Source organism: Cupriavidus sp. YR651 (assembly GCF_900101625.1).
Classification (GTDB): Bacteria; Pseudomonadota; Gammaproteobacteria; order Burkholderiales; family Burkholderiaceae; genus Cupriavidus.
The window spans coordinates 273,201-288,658 of sequence record NZ_FMYZ01000002.1 but is presented as its reverse complement, the minus strand read 5'-3'; the positions used below and the strand labels follow the sequence as shown (position 1 = coordinate 288,658).

Below are 15,458 nucleotides of genomic sequence, written 5' to 3'. Positions count from 1 at the left end.
TTTTGCCACCCGCGTTGCCATGCGCGCGCGCGTGATGCCCCTGCCCACCATGACCCGCACGCCAGCCAAGCCCGACTACCTCAAGAAGATCCTGACCGCCAAGGTGTACGACGTGGCGCAGGAAACCGAACTGACCTATGCGCACGCGCTTTCCGCGCGCACCGGCAACGCGGTCTGGTTCAAGCGCGAGGACACCCAGCCGGTGTTCTCGTTCAAGCTGCGCGGCGCGTACAACAAGATGGCGTCGCTGTCGCCCGAGGAACTCCGACGCGGCGTGATCGCCGCATCGGCCGGCAACCATGCGCAGGGCGTGGCGCTGTCCGCCGCACGCCTGCAGTGCAAGGCGATCATCGCCATGCCGACCACCACGCCGCAGGTGAAGATCGACGCCGTACGCGAACGGGGCGGCGACTGGGTCCAGATCGTGCTGCACGGCGATTCGTACAGCGATGCGTACAACCACGCGGCGGAGCTCGAGAAGAAGCACAAGCTCACGTTCATCCACCCGTTCGACGATCCCGAGGTCATCGCCGGCCAGGGCACGATCGCGATGGAGATCCTGCGGCAGCACCCGGGCCCGATCCATGCGATCTTCGTGGCCATCGGCGGCGGCGGCCTGATCTCCGGCATCGCGTCGTACATCAAGGCGGTGCGGCCGGACATCAAGGTGATTGGCGTGCAGACTTTCGATTCCGACGCGATGAAGCGCTCGGTGGAAGCCGGCAAGCGCGTGGAACTGAAGGACGTGGGCCTGTTCTCGGACGGCACCGCCGTGAAGCTGGTCGGCAAGGAGACCTTCCGCATCACGCGGGAACTGGTCGACGAGATCATCCTTGTCGACACCGACGCGATCTGCGCGGGCGTGAAGGATGTGTTCCAGGACACGCGCAGCATCCTGGAGCCGGCGGGCGCGCTGGCGGTGGCCGGCCTGAAGGCCTACGCCGAACGCGAAAAGCTGAAGAACCAGCACCTCGTGGCGATTGCGTGCGGCGCCAACATGAACTTCGACCGCCTGCGCTTCGTCGCCGAGCGCGCCGAGGTGGGCGAGGCCCGCGAGGCCGTCTTCGCCGTCACGATCCCGGAGGAACGCGGCAGCTTCAAGCGTTTCTGCGAGCAGGTGGGCACGCGCAGCGTGACCGAGTTCAACTACCGGATCGCCGACAAGGGCGTGGCGCATATCTTCGTGGGCGTGCAGATCGCCAGCCGCGCGGAGAGCGACAAGATCGCCGCCAACTTCCGCCGCCACGGATTCGATACGCTGGACCTGTCCAACGACGAACTGGCCAAGCAACACATCCGCTACATGGTCGGCGGGCACTCGCCGCTGGCCCATGACGAATTGCTGTATCGCTTCGAATTCCCGGAGCGGCCGGGCGCGCTGATGCGCTTCCTGTCGAGCATGAGCCCGAACTGGAACATCAGCCTGTTCCACTACCGCAACCAGGGCGCGGACACCTCCAACATCCTGGTGGGCATCCAGGTTCCGAAGAACGAGAAGCGCGCGTTCCGCGCCTTCCTTTCCACGCTGGGTTACGTACACTGGGACGAGACTGACAACCCCGTCTACAAGCTGTTCCTTTCCTGATTCCCGACCATGACGCTCCCCGAACACTCCCCGCTGGGCAAGCCCTCGGCCTACAAGACCGAGTACGACCCCGCGCTGCTGTTCCCGATCCCGCGGCAGCCCAAGCGTACCGAGATCGGCCTGGCCGAAGGTCGCGCGCTGCCGTTCTTCGGCGTGGACATCTGGAACGCCTATGAGGTCTCCTGGCTGAACCTGAAGGGCAAGCCGCAGGTGGCGCTGGCCACGTTCATCATTCCGGCCGATACGCCGAACATCGTCGAATCCAAGTCGTTCAAGCTGTACCTGAATTCGTTCAACCAGAGCAAGGTGGCTTCGGCGGAGGCGCTCCAGCAGTTGCTGCACCACGATCTCTCGGAAGCGACCGGCGGCACCGTGCAGGTGCGGCTGGTGACCGAGGCAGATCTCGGCACGCAGAAGATGGGCGAACTGGAAGGCTTGTTGCTGGATCGGCTCGATATCGAAACCGACATCTACGAGCCGGACCCGTCCCTGCTGTCAGCGGACCAGGACGAATCGCCGGTGGAGGAATCGCTGGTCTCGCACCTGCTGAAGTCCAATTGCCTGGTGACGGGCCAGCCGGACTGGGGCAGCGTGCAGATCCGCTACGTGGGTGCGCCGATCGACCAGGAAGGGCTGCTGAAATATCTGATTTCGTTCCGCAACCACAACGAGTTCCACGAGCAGTGCGTGGAGCGGATCTTCACGGACGTCATGCGCATGTGCAAGCCGGTGAAGCTGGCGGTCTACGCACGCTATACGCGGCGCGGCGGACTCGACATCAACCCGTTCCGCACCAACTTCAATACGCCGTGGCCGGATAACCGGCGCAACGCGCGGCAATAGTTGCCAGTCATGCAAAAAAAACCGGCCCGATTGGGCCGGCTTTTTTTTGCGTCAGAACTCGGCGTGCGCGCGAATACCGATGAACTTCGCCGGTCCGCGGTCGCGGTTGTAGCCGGGGTTGCGGATGTACTGGAAGTCCGGGCTCAGACTCAGCGTCTTCCACACCGCCAGGCTGTAGTAGATCTCGAACACCTGTTCGGGCCCGTAGCGCAGCGCGCCGTCGCCAAGGAATGCGCCCAGGCCTCCTGCGGCCAGGTAGTTGCGGTGCGATGACCCCAGCATGTTGACCGCGACGGCCAGACCCACTTCATCGTTGGGGCGGCCCCACGACGTTCCCCGCAGCGTGCCGCCGCCTGACACCTGCCGGCCGATTTCCGTGAAGGCGTACGTCTCCGTCTTGTCGTCGGACATATTCGCGCGGAAGAACACCCCGAACGAATCGGAAACTTCCTGCAGCACGGCGACGCCCACACCAAGCTTGGTGTGTTCGCGGCGCACATCCCCCACATCCGGCGTCACGCCGTTGGCCTGCCCGAAGGCAATGGCATCGTTGAACGATCCCATCTTCGCCTTGTTCCGCCACAGCAGCAGCCGCGCCTGCCCCGGCCGCCCGGCCAGCGCATAGCGCTTCTCCAGCTCGATGATGTCGCCGTAGTGTTCGAACATGCGCGTGTCGAGCTCGCGGCCGTTCGACTCAAGCGGCTGCAGGAAGTGGCCGTAGCGCGCCGACCAGCCATCGCCGATGTACTCGATCGCGGCGCCCCAGTTGTAGCCGCGCGAATCCGCCGCGTAGTCAAACGAGCCGTGCGTGAGGAACGACCAGTTCATGAACTGCGTACGGGGGTCCGATCCATAGGGGTTCTGGTCGAACACGTCGAGCACGCCGAAATTGCCGGCGGTCAGCACCACGCGCTGCTTGTCGACCGTCCGCGCGAACTGGTTGAAGTCCGATTCGAGCTTTTCCTCGCCGCCGCCCAGGCCCCACGTCTGCCGGATAAACGCCCGCGCGCGATAGAACTTGGGGCTGGTGCTGGCCGTCTTGGCCAGCTCGCCGTTGGAGAGCCCGCCCAGGCCGTGCAGGTTCGAGAACGGCACCCCCTGCGCGACTTCCGGGTTGAAGTGAAACTCCGCGCCCTGCCAGAGCCGCAGGCCGAGATCGAGCGTGGCCGTGAAGGAATAGCTCTTGGCGCGCGCCGCAGTCAGGCTGTTTTCGCCCGAATAGGCGGCGCCGAACGACGGCTTGCGCTGCCAGATATAGGTCGCCTGCCCGTGGATCGCGAACGGGCTTTCCACGTCGCCATCGGCCTTCGAATCGGCCTTCGAATCGGCGCCGATGTCGGTTGTGGCTCCGGCCTGGTTGTCGGCCGCCGGCGTCTCCTGCGCAAACACCGGCGGCATCAATCCACCCGTCAGCAGCACGCTGGCGAGACAGAGGGCAAAACCGGGGCGCAGCCGCATCAAGGCGGCCAGGGGACGAAAACGCGACATGGGAAACGAGAGAAAAGCGGATGCGCCACATGCGGACATCCGTTGGACTGGCGCGAGGATAGCCGCGGCGCCATGACATGTCTACCGCGCATTGTTGCGGCGCAGCAGTGCTGGCGATCCGACATTGTAACGAGCCTTGAATTAATTAACTCACAAATTAATATTCCAGGACAGTGAAGGAAAACATCCATGTCCGCCAAGTCCGCCCCGCCCACCCCGTCGGTTCCACCCGCCGCGCCTCCCGACCAGCCCACCGATGCCGCGCCACCTCAGCGCCGCCCCGGCCGGCCCACCTCCCGCGCGACCGATGCCGGCCAGCGCGACCGGCTGATTGAAGCCGCCGTGACCCTGTTTGCGCAGCACGGCGTGGCCGCGACACCCGTCAAGGCCATTGCCACGGAAGCCGGCGTCACCCCCGCGCTGGTCCACTACTACTTTCGCGACCGCGATCAACTGCTCGACGCGGTATTCGACGAACGCCTGCAGCCCCTGATCGAGCAGGTGTTCAGCACCGCCGCGAGCGGGGCGCCCGATATCACGACGCTGATTCAGGGATTGGCCGCCCGACTGATCCGCGTTGCATCCGCGACCCCGTGGTTTCCCGGCCTGTGGATCCGGGAGATCGTCGGCACCGACGGCCAGTTGCGCGAACGCATGCTGCAACGCGTGGCCCTGCAGCGCGCCACGCTCATCCTCGGCCCGTTCGCCGCGGCCCAGGCCCACGGCAAGCTCAATCCTGGCCTGGAGCCAGCGCTCATCATGGTGTCCCTGATCGGCCTGACCCTGCTGCCGCTGGCGACCACCCATATCTGGCGACAGCTACCCGGCGCCGCTGCCATCGATACGGAAACGCTCGTGCGCCACGTCACCGCGTTGCTCGCCCACGGGCTGACCGGCGCCCCGCCCGCCGCGCCTCCTGCATCGACTCCCGCCTCCCCATCCGCCTTGCGATAAAGCCGCCACGGAGCCCGTATGTTTACGTCCCCCCTCCTCCCCGCATCCGCCCGGCCCCTGCCCGCGCTGGCTGTGCTCGCCGCCTGCGCAATGCTGGCCGCCTGCAGCAACGACAAGCCCGCTAGCTGGCAAGGCTATGTCGAAGGCGAATTCGTCGCCGTGGCCTCGCCGTTCGCGGGCCGCCTGGAGAAACTCGCCGTCGATCGCGGCCAGCAGGTTGCCAACGGCGCGCCGCTGTTCATCCTCGAATCCGACGACGAGCGCGCCGCCCGCCAGCAGGCTGCCGAGCAGGTCCGCGTGGCCGAAGCGCAACTGGCCGACATCCAGACGGGCAAGCGGCCCGTCGAGGTGGCGGTCAACCAGGCCCAGTTGGCGCAGGCCCAGGCGCAGGCGGTCCGCAGCGCGGCGCAGCGCAAGCGCGACGAGGCGCAGTTCGAGATCGGCGGCATTTCGAAGGCGCAGCTCGATGAAAGCCGCGCCACCGCCGACGCCGACGCGGCGCGCGTGCGCGAACTGCAACGCGATATCGATGTGGCCCGCCTGCCGGGCCGCAAGGACCAGCTTGCCGCGCAGGCCGCGCAGGTGGAGTCCGCCCGCGCCGCGCTCGCGCAGGCCGAATGGAAACTGTCGCGCAAGTTCGTCAATGCCACCGCGGCGGGTCTGGTCTACGACGTGCCGTTCCGCCCGGGCGAGTGGGTGCCGGCGGGCAGCGCCGTCGTGCGGATGTTGCCGCCGGGCAATGTGAAGGTCCGCTTCTACGTGCCCGAAGCGGTGGTCGGATCGCTGAAGAACGGACAGGCCGTGCGGATCCATTGCGATGGCTGTGCCGCGCCCGTGCCGGCGAAAATCACCTATGTGTCGAACGAGGCCGAGTTCACGCCGCCCGTCATCTACAGCAACGAGACGCGCCGCAAGCTCGTGTTCCTGATCGAGGCCCGGCCCGCCACCGATGACGCGCCCAAGCTGCGTCCGGGCCAGCCCGTGGAGGTCACGCAGTCATGAACACGCCGGCTTCCTCACCGCAGACGAATCACCACGACGGCCGGAACGGACGGAATGGCGAGCTCGCGATCGACGTGCATGACCTGAACAAGCGCTTTGGCGACAAGCACGTGGTCAACAACTTGACCATGCAGGTGGCCCGTGGCGAGATCTTCGGTTTTCTCGGCCCTAACGGCAGCGGCAAGACCACGTCGATCCGCATGATGTGCGGCCTGCTGACGCCGGACTCCGGCTCCGGCACCTGCCTGGGCTACGACATCCTGAAGCAGGCCGCCGAGATCAAGCGCAACGTCGGCTACATGACGCAACGCTTCTCGTACTGGGAAGACCTGTCGATCCGCGAGAACCTGGACTTCGTCGCCCGCGTCTACGACATGCCCAACCGCCGCGAGGCGGTGGACCGCGCGCTGGAAGACCTGGGCCTGCAATCGCGTGCCGCGCAGCTGGCCGGATCGCTCTCGGGCGGCTGGAAGCAACGGCTGGCGCTGGCGGCCTGCCTGCTGCACAACCCGCGTCTGCTGCTGCTCGACGAACCCACGGCCGGCGTGGACCCCAAGGCGCGCCGCGATTTCTGGGAGCAGTTGCACCAGCTGGCCGCGCGCGGCATCTCCGTGCTGGTCAGCACGCACTACATGGATGAAGCGGAGCGCTGCCACAAGCTGGCGTATATCGCCTACGGCAAGCTGCTTGCGCAAGGCACATCGGCGGAAGTCGTGGCGAGCCAGAACCTCGCGACGTGGAGCGTGGAAGGGGATGAGCTGGCCGAGCTGTCCGCGCAGTTGCAGGGCAAGCCCGGCGTCGACCAGACCGTGGCGTTCGGCACCGCGCTGCACGTCACCGGCAAGGATGCGGACCTGCTCGAGCAGACCCTGAAGCAATATGCCCGGCCGCATCAACGGATCCTGCAGACCGAGACCAGCCTGGAAGACGTGTTCATCCACATGATGGGCGGCGCGCAGGACAACATGGCCGCACCGCCGGCGGCGCGCAAGAAGGCTACGCCTCCCGCGCCCGATCGCAAGGAGGCGCCATGACGGCATCCGCCATCCCCCCTCCCCCGAGCGGCCCGGCAAGCCCGCCCGGCTCGCCGGAACCGGCCCGTCCGGCGCGGACCCGCACCGTGTTCTCGGTGCAGCGCTGGTGGAGCATCGTGCTGAAGGAATTCCTGCAGCTGCGGCGCGATCGCGTCACCTTCGGGATGATCGTCGGCCTGCCGATCATGCAGCTGCTGCTGTTCGGCTTTGCCATCAACAGCGATCCGCGTCACATGCCCACTGCCGTGATCGTCGCCGAGCACAGCGACTTCTCCCGTACGTTCATCACCGCGCTGGAGAACACCACGTACTTCAAGGTCGTCCGCACGATGCCCGACGAGGCCACGGGCCGCGACGCGCTGATGCGCGGCGATGTGCAGTTCGTCGTCAGCATCCCCACGGATTTCTCGCGGCGCCTGCTGCGTGGCGAGCGGCCATCGATTCTCGTGGAAGCCGATGCGACCGACCCGTCCGCCACGGGTCCCGCCATCGCCGCGCTGACCCAGTTGCCGGCCAGCGTCGCGCGCATCGACCTCAAGGGCGCGCTGGCGCCGCTGGCTGGCGGCAAGTCCGCGTTCGACGTCAACGTGCAGCACCTGTACAACCCCGAGGGCATCACGCAGTACAACATCGTGCCGGGCCTGATGGGCGTGATCCTGACCATGACGATGGTGATGATGACCGGCCTCGCCATGACCCGCGAGCGCGAGCGCGGCACCATGGAAAACCTGCTGGCCACGCCGGTGCAGCCGGTCGAGGTGATCTCCGGCAAGATCGTCCCGTACATCTTCATCGGGCTGATCCAGTCCACCATCATCCTGCTGGCGTCGCGCTATGTGTTCGCGGTGCCGTTCCTCGGCTCCGTGGTGGCCGTGTACCTGGCCGCGCTGCTGTTTATCGCCGCCAACCTGACGGTGGGCATCACGCTGTCGTCGCTGGCCAAGAATCAGTTGCAGGCCGTGCAGCTCACGTTCTTCTATTTCCTGCCCAACATCCTGCTGTCCGGATTCATGTTTCCGTTCGCCGGCATGCCCACCTGGGCGCAATGGATCGGCAACGTGCTGCCGATGACCTACTTCAACCGGATGATCCGCAGCATCCTGCTCAAGGGCAGCGGCTGGACCGAGCTGTGGCCCAACGTGTGGCCGGTGGCGCTGTTCACCGCGATCGTCATGACCATCGCCGTGCGCTTCTACAAGCGCACGCTGGACTGAAGGAGACCGCCATGCGTGCGATCCCAACCCCGCCGGCCCGCACGGCCACCGCCCGCTTCACCCGTTTCACGCTCGTTGCGCTCGTTGCGCTGGTATCCGGCTGCGCCGTCGGGCCCGATTTCAAGACCCCCGATGCGGTGGCCGATACGCGCTACACGACCGGCCCGCAGCCCACGCAAACGGGCGCGGCCATCATGCCGGACAGCGGGGACGCACGCTTCGGCCAGTCCCAGTCGTTCGTCGACGGCGACGTCCCGGCGCAGTGGTGGGCGCTGTATCGCAACCCGGCCCTGGACGAGACGATCCGCGCGGCGCTGGCATCGAGTCCGACACTGCGGCAAGCCAGCGCCCGTCTGCGCGAGGCGCAGGAGAACCTGGCCGCGCGCACCGGTGCCACGCAGTTCCCCAGCGTGGATGCCAAGCTCAGCGCCACGCGGCAGCAGGTGGACCTGACCTCCATCGGCGTCACGCAATTCCCGAGCCCCGGCCCGTTCACGCTCTACAACGCCACCGTGCAGGTGTCCTATGCGCTCGACCTGTTCGGTGGCCAGCGTCGCGAGCTGGAAGGCCTGCGCGCGGCGGTCGACTACCAGCGTTACGAGCTGGAGGCCGCCAGGCTGTCGCTGGCCGCGAATGTCGCCACGGCGGCCATCCGTGAAGCGGGGCTGCGTGCGCAGCTGGCCGATACAGTGGCCATCGCCGAGGCCCAGCAACGCCAGCTCGGCATCATGCGGCAACGCCTGCAACAAGGCGGCGTGGCACGCGTCGACGTACAGCGCCAGCAAGCCGAACTCGCGCAGACGCAGGCGCTGATCCCGGGGCTGTCGCAGCAGATCGATGCGGCGCGTCATCAGCTGGCGGTGTACACCGGGCAGACACCCGCCAGCGCGCAGCTGCCGGAATTCCGGCTTGAGGACATGCAGTTGCCGGACACGCTGCCGGTGAGCCTGCCGTCGGAACTGGCGCGGCGCCGGCCGGATATCCGCGCGGCGGAAGCGCTGTTGCACCAGGCCTCCGCCGACATCGGCGTGGCGACGGCCAACCTCTATCCGCAAATCACGCTGACTGCCAGCGGCGGAACACAGCAGATGCGCGCACGCGACCTGTTCAGCAGCATGAATGTGTGGAGCCTGGCCGCAGGCGTGGTGCAGCCGATCTTTCACGGTGGCGAGCTGCGCGCCCAGAAGCGCGCGAAGGAAGCGGCCTACGAGCAGTCGCTGGGCGCGTACCAGCAGGCCGTGCTACAGGGATTGCAGAACGTGGCCGATGCGCTGCGGACGCTGGAGGCCGACGCCGGCACACTGCAAGCGCGCGCGGATAACGCGCGGCAGATCCGCGACACGCTGTCGATCGTCTCGGAGCAGTATCGGCTGGGTGGCGTGAGCCAGTTCACGCTGCTCGATGCGGAGCGGCAGGCGCGCCAGGCGGCGCTGGATCTGGCGCAGGCGAAGGCGAACCGGCTTGCGGACTCCGCCGCGCTGATGCAGGCGCTCGGCGGCGGATGGTGGCAGCAGCCCGCCACGGTCGGCATGACCGCGCCACCTGCAAAATAGAGGTCGTTTCAAAATGAAGCGACCTCTTGGGGCGAATCAGCGGCCGAGGTAGGCCCTCAACCGCTTCACCCCCTCGTCCAGCCGCGCCACGTCGCACGCATAGCACCAGCGGACGAAGCCCTCGCCCTCGTCGCCGAACGCGCTGCCGGGGGCCAGGCCGAGATGCGCCTCGCGCACGAGTTGCTTGCATAGCGCGAGACTGTCCTTGGCGCCGTCGAGACGGAAGAATACATACATCGCGCCTTCGGGCGCGTGCGCATCGACGCCGGGCATCGCCTCCAGCGCGGCGACCAGATGATCCCGCGCGCCGCGCAGCCGCTTCACCAGGTCCTGCGTGAACGATTCGCCCTCCTGCACGGCCACGACACCGGCCTCCTGCACGAACGACGGCGCGCACGACGTGTTGTACTCGACGAGCTTGCCCAGGTCGTCCATCAGCGCGGACGGCAGCACCATCCACCCGAGCCGCCAGCCCGTCATCAGCCATGCCTTGGAGAACGAATTCACCGCGATCACACGTTCCTCGCGGCCGGCAATATCGAGGAATGACGGCGCGGTCACGCCGGTGCCTTCGTGGCCGTAGTACAGCCGCTCATACACCTCGTCGGCGATGATCCAGATGCCATGCCGGCGGCAGTGATCGAGCACCACCTGCTGGGCGGCGCGCGGCATCACCCAACCGGTCGGGTTGTTCGGCGAATTGATCATGACCGCGCGCGTGCCCGGGGTGAGCGCGGCCAGCAGCTTGTCGACATCGAGCCTCCAGCCGTGCGGACCGTAGTCGAGGCTCACGGTCTCCACCGTGGCGCCGAGAATGCGCGGGATTTCGACGAGGTTCGGCCACAGCGGCGTAACCGCGACGACGCGGTCGCCAGGGCCGGTGACCAGCTGCGCCGCCAGCATCAGCGCGTTGACGCCGGCACTGGTGACGGCGACGTTGCCGACCGCCGTGGGGCCATGCAGGCGGCTGGCGTAGTCCGCCAGCGCAGCACGCAGCGGGGGGATGCCGAGGTTATGGGTGTAGAACGTGGCGCCGCCGGCCAGCGCGCGGCTGGCCGCATCGCGAATGAAGGACGGCGTGACCTGATCCGATTCGCCGAACCAGAAGGGCAGCACGTCCGGCAACCCGATGCCGGCGTTGGCGACCTCGCGGATCCGGGAGGCCCGCAGGCCGCGCACGACATCGCGCGCCAGCGGCGCGGCTTCGGTGGAGGAAGGAAGGCGGGACGGGCTGGCGGACATCGGGACTCCTGAGGGTGGATGCGATGAAGCGCCTAGCGTACCGGAAAGTGCGCAAGGTTGCGTACCCCTCCGCTGGCGCCACGCACTGAAATGGGCCGCCGAAAGTGCCTGCGGCCCCTCAGTCCGCGAAGCGTCCGCGCAAGTCGTCGGCTGTCATCGACGCATACCCGAGTCCGTCGAGCGGCGTGCGCACTGCGTGGAGCAGCGCCGCGTTGTCCGGTGCCGTGGTGCCGTCCGGAAGGAACATATTGTTCTCGAAGCCGATCCGCGCGTGGCCGCCCATCATCACCGCCGCGGCGGCGCAATCCGCTTCCTGCCGACCGAAGGCGCAGACGGCCCACTCCGTGCCCGACTTGTCGAGCCCGGTCTCCTGCCATGCCGCCAGGAACGGCAGCAGGTCCGATGGCGACGACTTCTGGCCCGCCGAATAGCGCCCGAGCACGAACAGCACCCAGTGGCGCCCGGCCGGAATCGCGCCGCTCGCGCGCAGCGCGGCGTAACGGCGGACATCGTTGGCGTCATAGAGGATGTACTGCGCCACCACGCGCTCCCGATGCATCCACTGGAAGAAGTCGTCGGCGGCGGGCAGCGCGGCGTCGTCCGGCGCCAGTTCGCGCACCGCCACGGAGGCGGCTTCCGGACGCAGCGCGCGGACCGTCGCGATCTGCTGCGCGGGCTGGTAGATGCCGACGGCTTCCGTTGTCAGTTGGAGCACCAGGGCGTCGCCCACGGCCTTGCGCACGGCGGCCATGGCCGGCTCGTAGTCGCCGACTTCCAGGCTATGCGTGCCGTCCGCGCGCCGCACATGCAGGTGGATCATCGCGGCACCGGCGTCCACGCATTCCCGCGCGCACTGCGCGAGCTCGTCGGGCGTCATCGGCAGCCGCGGGTGGTCGGCGTGGGTCTTGCGCGCACCATTTGGGGCCACGGCCAGCGCAAACGGGCGGCGCAGGATATCGTCGCTCATCGCCATGCCTCCTTATGCGGGCAGGACCGTGTTCACGGCTTGCGCAAAACGATCGACGATGTTGTCGATTTGGGCCGCCGTGCAGATGAACGGCGGGGCAAACAGCACGTGATCGCCATGGATGCCATCGACCGTGCCACCCATCGGATAGACCAGCAAGCCGTGCTCCACGCACGCGCGCTTGAGCGCCGCATGCGTCTTCCTGGCCGGGTCGAGCGTGGCCTTGGTGGCGCGGTCGGCGACGAACTCCACGCCGACGAACAAACCGCGCCCGCGCACATCGCCAAGATTGGGATGGTCACCCAGCGCCTCGCGCAGACGCGCGCGGAGTTGCTCGCCGCGCGCCAGCACGTTGTCGAGCAGCTTTTCCTCGGCAATCGTCTGCTGCACAGCCAGCGCGGCCGCGCACGCCGTGGCGTGGCCGATGTAGGTGTGGCCGTGCTGGAAGAAGCCGCTACCGCCGACGATCGCGTCATAGATGCGCGCAGTGGACAGCATCGCGCCGATCGGCTGGTAGCCGGCGCCGAGACCCTTGGCGATCGTGACGATATCCGGCACCACGCCGTCTTCCTCGCAAGCGAACAGGTAGCCCGTGCGGCCCATGCCGGACATCACTTCGTCCAGGATCAGCAGCACGCCGTACTTGTCGCACACCGCGCGGATGCGCTTCAGGTAGTCCGCCACCGGCGGCACCGCGCCGGCCGTGGCACCGACCACGGTTTCCGCCACGAAGCCTGCCACCGTTTCCGGCCCCAGTTCGAGGATCTTGGCCTCCAGTTCATCGGCCAGGCGCTGCGCGTACTGCGTATCGGTTTCGCCGCCAGCCTGGTCACGGTAGGCATAGCAAGGCGATACGTGATGCGCGGGCACCAGCAGCGGCAGGAACGGCTCCCGGCGCCACGCGTTGCCACCGATCGCCAGCGCACCGAGGGTGTTGCCGTGGTAGCTCTGGCGGCGCGCGATGAAATGCCGGCGCTGCGGCTGGCTGGTTTCGACAAAGTACTGGCGGGCCAGCTTCAGCGCCGCCTCCACGGCCTCGGAGCCGCCCGAGACAAAGTACACGTGGTCCAGGTCGCCCGGAGCCGCTTCGGCCAGCGTCCGGGCCAGCGTTTCAGAGACTTCCGTGGTGAAGAACGAGGTATGCGCGTACGCGATGGTGTCCAGCTGCGCCTTGATCGCCGCGATGACGCGCGGGTGGCCGTGACCGAGGCAGGACACGGCTGCCCCGCCCGAGGCGTCCAGATAGTGGCGACCGGTGCTGTCGACCAGTTCAATGCCCTGGCCAGCCACGGCGACCGGCATGGTTTGCTTGGGATTGCGATGGAATACGTGCGTCATGGTGGGGGAAACCTGTCCTGTGCGAGGCGCGAAACAGGTGTGAGTATAGGAAGAAGACGGCCCGCCGCGCAACAAGTGTTTCATAAATAGATCGAAAAGAAACACCTGATACCAAGTAACGAGACGGCGCCGCCGCTCCGCCGGCGACGACCTGTGCAACAATCGTTGCATTACGCGATTTTCAACCGCCAGATGCCTACTGACAGCCAGACCCCGCCGCAGTCCCTCGACACTCTGCTCGCCCAGCTGCGGGCCGATTTCCCGTCACTGAGCGCGCAGTTCCAGAGCGGTGCGCGATACCTGCTGGATCATCCGCAGGACATCGCCATTCATTCCATGCGCAAGGTTGCCGCCAATGCCGGCGTGCAGCCGGCCACGCTGGTGCGGCTGTCGCAGTCGCTGGGGTTCGACGGATGGCAAGGGTTGCGCGAGCTGTTCGTGGAGGCCTTGCGCGATGGCGGCAGCCAGCCCTACGCGCGCCGGGCAAGGAAAGTGGTCAAGGAAAGCGGCTCCAGCCGCATGCTGGCGGAGATGATGGAGGTCCAGCATCACAACCTGGACGCGCTGCTGGCCAGCAATGCCGATACGCTGCCGCGTGCCGCCGACCTGCTGGCCGCGGCGCCGACGGTCCACGTGGCCGGCTTCCGCTCCTGCTTTCCCATCGCGTTCACCTTCCACTACATCTACCGGCTGTTCCGCAGCTCGGTGCATCTGATTCGCGGCGACGCCGGCACGCTGGAGATGGAGCTGCGCGCGCTGACGGCCAAGGACGCCGTCCTGGTGGCGGGCTTTGCGCCTTACTCGCAGGAAAGCCTGCGCGTGGCCACCGCCGCGCGCGAGGCCGGCTGCAAGGTGATCGCCCTGACGGACAGCACCGTTGCCCCGATCGCACTGGAAGCCGACTGCACGCTGCTGTTTGCCATCGACAGCCCGTCGTTCTTCCCGTCGATCACCGCCGGCATTGCGATGGTCGAGGCACTCGTGGAGCAGTTGCTGGCGAAGAAGGGCAAGGGCGCCATCCGCGCACTGGAACAGACGGAAGGCCAGCTCCACCGCACGGGCGCCTACGTGCCCGCGCGACGTGGCTGAAGGCTCTCCTACTCGAACGCTTCGTCGTTGGGGCTGGCGTAGGCCTTCTTCAGCGGATCGCTCTGCGGCAGGTCGAAGCTGATGTTCTTCGGCGGCACCGGCCTGGCGAACCACTTGGCGTAGAGCGTGTTGATCTCGCCGCTCTTGATCAGCCCGTTGATCGCGCCGTCCACCACCTGCTTGAAGCCCGGATCGTCCTTGCGCATCATGAAGGCGTAGGCCTCGAACGATTGCGGCGTGCCGACCACGGCCCAGTCCTTGGGGTTCGGCGCCAGCGTGCGTGCGCCCGACAGCAGCACGTCATCCATCATGAATGCCGCCACGCGGCCCGACTGCAGGATCAGGAACGATTCGCCGTAATCCTTGGCGCTCTGGATCGTGATATTGGCCTGCTTCTCGTCATTGAGCTTGCGCAGGATACGTTCCGACGTGGTGCCGGCATTGGTGACCACGGTCTTGCCCGAGAGGTCGCCAAAATCGTGGACCGGGCTACCCTTCTTCACCAGCAGGCGCGTACCGGCCACGAAGAACGTGGTCGAGAACGCCACTTGTTGCTGGCGCGACTTCAGGTTGGTCGTCACCCCGCACTCCAGATCGACCGTGCCGTTCTGCACCAGCGAGATGCGGTTCTGCGACGTGACCGGCACCATCCGCACCTGCAAGCCGGCCGCGCCGGTTTCCTTCTTTACCGCGTCAATCACCCGGTCGCAAATGTCCTGCGAAAAGCCGATCACTTTCTGGTTCGCGTCGTAGTAGGAGAACGGAATCGACGAGGTTCGGTGGCCGATCGATATCGTTGCGGACGACTTGATCTTGCTGAGCGTGGGGCTGGCGGCCACATCGACCGCCTGCGCCGGGGCAGCGGCCAGCACGGCGACGGCCGCCGCCGCGAATGTCAGGGCGGAACGGGCAAAGAGAGACGGCTGCTTCATGGAAAACACTCCTGGTTGGCGAGCACGCGAGGCGACAAGGCGACCTCGAATGCGTGAGGTGTTGCAATGCTAGGCATTGAGCAACAACTGTTCCATCATGGATTACCATGAAACAAATGTATTTCTCACGGAAATGGGGCGGCAGCGCCCGGTATTGGGGCGCCCGCGGTTATGAAGGGGATGTTGCGGTGCAAGAAGCTTTTGTACCGCGAGAGGG

General features: G+C 66.8%; 13 protein-coding genes. 8 read left to right on the top strand and 5 right to left on the bottom strand.

The features are described from left to right. Positions 1-49: 49 nt before the first annotated feature. Both ilvA and queF read left to right on the top strand, forming a co-directional pair. Complete coding sequence (gene ilvA, locus BLR29_RS07455) at positions 50-1,585, top strand: threonine ammonia-lyase, biosynthetic (RefSeq protein WP_092136653.1); 1,536 nt, start codon at positions 50-52, stop codon at positions 1,583-1,585. A 9-nt stretch (positions 1,586-1,594) separates the two neighbouring features. Beyond that, positions 1,595-2,428 (top strand): NADPH-dependent 7-cyano-7-deazaguanine reductase QueF, encoded by an 834-nt coding sequence (gene queF / locus BLR29_RS07450; RefSeq protein WP_092135862.1) that lies wholly within the window; start codon positions 1,595-1,597, stop codon positions 2,426-2,428. A gap of 51 nt (positions 2,429-2,479) precedes the next feature. On the opposite strand, the gene BLR29_RS07445 is transcribed toward queF, so the two are convergent. Beyond that, a complete protein-coding gene (locus BLR29_RS07445; protein WP_369804577.1) occupies positions 2,480-3,826 on the bottom strand; it encodes a carbohydrate porin in 1,347 nt (448 codons plus the stop codon). 279 nt (positions 3,827-4,105) lie between these two features. On the opposite strand from BLR29_RS07445, the gene BLR29_RS07440 reads away from it, so the two are divergent. From BLR29_RS07440 to BLR29_RS07420, 5 genes are read left to right on the top strand one after another with little or no spacing between them, the layout of a single operon-like run. Beyond that, a complete protein-coding gene (locus tag BLR29_RS07440) occupies positions 4,106-4,870 on the top strand; it encodes a TetR/AcrR family transcriptional regulator (RefSeq protein WP_092135860.1) in 765 nt (254 codons plus the stop codon). Between the two features lie 18 nt (positions 4,871-4,888). Further along, positions 4,889-5,872, top strand: a complete 984-nt coding sequence (locus tag BLR29_RS07435; RefSeq protein ID WP_092135859.1) for an HlyD family secretion protein — start codon at positions 4,889-4,891, stop codon at positions 5,870-5,872. Further along, the gene (locus BLR29_RS07430; RefSeq protein ID WP_092135857.1) at positions 5,869-6,906 is read left to right on the top strand and encodes an ABC transporter ATP-binding protein; all 1,038 of its coding nucleotides are present in this window, start codon (positions 5,869-5,871) and stop codon (positions 6,904-6,906) included. Before BLR29_RS07435 ends, BLR29_RS07430 begins: the two co-directional genes overlap by 4 nt. Then, entirely contained in the window at positions 6,903-8,120 is a 1,218-nt protein-coding gene (locus tag BLR29_RS07425) for an ABC transporter permease (RefSeq protein ID WP_255371131.1), read from the top strand. Before BLR29_RS07430 ends, BLR29_RS07425 begins: the two co-directional genes overlap by 4 nt. Positions 8,121-8,131: 11 nt before the next feature. Then, positions 8,132-9,673, top strand: a complete 1,542-nt coding sequence (locus tag BLR29_RS07420) for an efflux transporter outer membrane subunit (protein ID WP_092135855.1) — start codon at positions 8,132-8,134, stop codon at positions 9,671-9,673. Positions 9,674-9,709: 36 nt separating this feature from the next. On the opposite strand, the gene BLR29_RS07415 is transcribed toward BLR29_RS07420, so the two are convergent. The 3 genes from BLR29_RS07415 to BLR29_RS07405 all read right to left on the bottom strand — a co-directional run bounded on the left by BLR29_RS07415 (position 9,710) and on the right by BLR29_RS07405 (position 13,220). After that, complete coding sequence (locus BLR29_RS07415) at positions 9,710-10,915, bottom strand: pyridoxal phosphate-dependent aminotransferase (protein WP_092135853.1); 1,206 nt, start codon at positions 10,913-10,915, stop codon at positions 9,710-9,712. Positions 10,916-11,033: 118 nt separating this feature from the next. Beyond that, on the bottom strand, positions 11,034-11,882 hold the full coding sequence (locus BLR29_RS07410; protein WP_092135852.1) for a beta-keto acid cleavage family enzyme: 849 nt from the start codon (positions 11,880-11,882) through the stop codon (positions 11,034-11,036). A 12-nt stretch (positions 11,883-11,894) separates the two neighbouring features. Continuing rightward, positions 11,895-13,220 (bottom strand): aspartate aminotransferase family protein, encoded by a 1,326-nt coding sequence (locus BLR29_RS07405; protein ID WP_092135850.1) that lies wholly within the window; start codon positions 13,218-13,220, stop codon positions 11,895-11,897. A gap of 192 nt (positions 13,221-13,412) precedes the next feature. Between BLR29_RS07405 and BLR29_RS07400 the strand changes: the two genes are divergently transcribed. Continuing rightward, on the top strand, positions 13,413-14,309 hold the full coding sequence (locus tag BLR29_RS07400; RefSeq protein WP_092136647.1) for a MurR/RpiR family transcriptional regulator: 897 nt from the start codon (positions 13,413-13,415) through the stop codon (positions 14,307-14,309). A gap of 8 nt (positions 14,310-14,317) precedes the next feature. Here BLR29_RS07400 and BLR29_RS07395 read toward each other — a convergent pair whose 3' ends face one another. Further along, positions 14,318-15,241 carry a transporter substrate-binding domain-containing protein gene (locus tag BLR29_RS07395; protein ID WP_092135849.1) on the bottom strand — a complete coding sequence of 308 codons (924 nt, stop codon included), beginning with the start codon at positions 15,239-15,241 and terminating at the stop codon, positions 14,318-14,320. Between the last annotated feature and the right edge of the window lie 217 nt (positions 15,242-15,458).